Here is a 2931-nt window from a genome sequence, read left to right as displayed (position 1 = left end):
GGCAGTTCAATCGCCGCCATAACGCCAATCAGTACCCAAAGAAATACGGGCGCACCGGGTTCAACTTTTTTGGGGTGTCTGTCGAATTTATCGCGCATATCCGTTGACATGAAATTCCAAAGTTCCGTTTTATGCGCACTTCGCAGCAAATCCACTACTAGGCACAACCTTCGTTATGCCCTTTACAACCGAACCCTCTGCACTGCCAATCTTATTGAGTTGCCTTTGCAGGTCTTCGTCGCTGGACGCATAGAACCGCCACATGCGAGGGGTCAACCTCCCGTCACCCCAATCGACCTCGTGATGCACCTGAAAGCTGCGCATGTCAGGTCGCGGGATCACGCAGTCGATTATCACGCCAGCCTCATCAGAGGCGCTGCAGGTGACGACGGCGGGGCGCCCGACCCTGCGCAGGATCCTCGATCAGCATATGGCCCATGATATCGACGAACTCATGCCCTGGAACTTCCAAAAATAGTCAAGCCGTAACCCCAAGGGTGATGGAAAGGCGCTTACGGATAGTCAGGGTAGTTTCGTAGCCTTTAACCAGGAACCGATATAAGCGGCATGATCATTGCGATCTTCGAGAGCAAGCCCGACATCAGCACATAAGAACGCCGCACCAAGCTCTGCAACTTATCCTGACAGTCAAGCCAAGAGAGCTATCATTTCTGCTTATCACATTGCTTGATCAACCAATCTCGCAAGGCGGGAGCTTGGTTGGTTTTGTTTTGGAAATCCGCCGCCTGTTCGAGGAGGGAGCGCATGGTTTTGCCGTCTTTGCCGAGGGATTTAGTGGGCCAGTGGGGTTTGTGGGCTTCCCAGGCTGTCAGATAGCCGTCAGCCCAGATGGAAAACAGGATCGGGTCCGCTGGGAACAGGGCGTCTGATGGCGCGGCGTCCCGCAGAAGGGACAGGCGATGATTGTAGGCCAGTACGATCAGGTCGAGGATCTTTTGCAGATCGTCCTCGGAGGAGAGGTCTTCTGCCACGACATTGAAAATCGTGACGATCCACTCGGAGGGCTTGATGAACTTGGGCGCGGTGCAGAGGCCTGTCAGAAACCCTTCCATCCAGGGCAGCGTTATCTTGGCAGGTCGCAAGAGCTTATCCAGCGCTTTTTGTTCCTTTGCGCCGAACGGCGCGACCTGCGCATAGGTTCCCGGCGGCAAGCGCTCTTCGGTGACTTCAAGGTCACCGGACGGCATCTGCGGTCCGTCCTGATGGACCCAGGCTTCAAAGCTCATGCCATGGACGAAGTGCATGATCGGGGTCTTCTTCAAATCACGACCGTCAGCTATTGCTTGCGCGACCGCGACAAACTCGGGGGCTGCGGGATCCTTTGCAGCCGCCAGCAAGGCGGCATTACGGGCAAAGACCATGGCCCAGAAATCGCGCCTTGTTTCCAGATGCTGCCAGAGCTTGCGGTTCATGGAATTTTGGGTCGTTGCACTTTCGATGGCATTCGACGATGCGTCGCTGTCTTCAAACCAGCTGTCAGAGATTGGGAAGTGATCGGGCCAATGTTCACTGGCCATGATCAGGCTGCCCCGTGCACGGGTCGAGAGGGCGGATACCTCACCTTCGGGATCGGTGGCGGACGCGATGTTTGTGATATCTGCCGTTTGAGGGCGGAGGTCTCCAAAACCTGCGGTCTCGACGACATCGAGCAGGCCTGCTGCGGGCATGTTGCCGTTTGATTGCCCATCGGCAAGTGCCCAGGCCAGAGCGGTGAACGCGTAGTCCGCCGTTGCCTCCAGAGCGCTCGCTTCATCCGCGATCTGCGAGATCATCTGTTTTTGCTCGGTGGCGCTGGTGCACGGAATCACAAAAGCGTCTTTCACGCCAAAACCCTGCTTGAGCAGCGCCACCGCCAAAGTACGGCGGCTGCCCGATTGAATGGCCATGGAGATGCCCTGCGCGCCGCTCCCATCGATCATCGAGGACACAACGCGGTGGATTTTGGGTTTTGAGCTTTGAACCGGTGACTGAGTCCCGCTTTTGAGGGCGGACCGTATAATGGTGTCGATACCTCGCAGGATGTCGGAGTCCAGAACCCAGCTTCGGATCAACGTGATGCGCGAGAACAAGGTCTGGGACAGGTCCCCCGCCTCCTGGCGCAGCGTGAGGCCCGCCAGCGCACCTGCTGACACGGATGTATCTGTTGCAAGCAGCAACGCCGCAGCGGCTTCACCGCAAAGAGGCTCAGTCCGCGTGGCTAGTTTGCGGATGAAGGCGAAACGAGCCTTAGGTGGCAAAGTGGGCAGCATCTCATCCAGCATGGCCAGCATGGCCGAAACCGAGTCTTCCCCAACATCACTGAAGCCCTTGAAGATCCCGTCGAACATCTCATCGGGGATGTCTGGAATGCCGTTCGTGTCGACAAAGGCATCCGGGTCTTCGGGAATGACCGCTTGGGCGAGGGATGGCGGCGGGGTAAGACCTGCACGCGTCCAGGCACTTGAGAGGGACAATGCAGCTTGGAGTGTAAGGTCGGTGTCAAGCAACGCCACCACATCGCGCATGTCGTCCAGGAAGCAGCGTCCTTTGCGCTGTCCGTTCTCATCGGCCATGCGCGCCTCATCCAGCGCGGCGATCAGCAATGCCGCCTGTCCGTCCGACAACGGGCCGGTTTTGGCCGCATGGATGAGCTCGGCGCATGTCTGCGGTCGTGCGAGCAGATCCTTGCCGCACCGCTGCAGTAGCTCAGATTGATGCGAAGGCCGCGTTGCCGCTTCAACGGCCCGAGCCATCTTTGAAAGATAAGCGTCCATTCTGATCCCCCTCGGTTGACATCACTGCATTACAGAAACTTGGGTCCTGTCCAAGGCAAAACCGTACTCTGGCTGATCACGATTGAGCAACCCCACGTCTGGAAATTCGGATTTGGCATGATCACGCATCCTGGCATTCCCATTTGATATAGGCCTT

Annotated in this window: 1 protein-coding gene and 1 pseudogene; both read right to left on the bottom strand. The window is 57.3% G+C overall.

The window, feature by feature from the left end:
* Nucleotides 1-522: 522 nt before the first annotated feature.
* Nucleotides 523-624, bottom strand: a pseudogene (locus LC354_RS27185) (zincin-like metallopeptidase domain-containing protein); the annotation flags it as partial.
* Nucleotides 625-665: 41 nt separating this feature from the next.
* Nucleotides 666-2774, bottom strand: coding sequence for a UPF0149 family protein (locus tag LC354_RS27180; RefSeq protein ID WP_223429060.1), 2109 nt, complete (start codon nt 2772-2774; stop codon nt 666-668).
* Between the last annotated feature and the right edge of the window lie 157 nt (nt 2775-2931).

It is taken from the genome of Tateyamaria pelophila (assembly GCF_019966495.1).
Classification (GTDB): Bacteria; Pseudomonadota; Alphaproteobacteria; order Rhodobacterales; family Rhodobacteraceae; genus Tateyamaria; species Tateyamaria pelophila.
This window is presented reverse-complemented; position numbering and strand designations above follow the sequence as displayed.

What these genes read in the sequence shown, in the direction of transcription:
- LC354_RS27180 (WP_223429060.1), bottom strand. Translation starts at nt 2,774, where the DNA reads ATGGACGCTTATCTTTCAAAGATGGCTCGGGCCGTTGAAGCGGCAACG.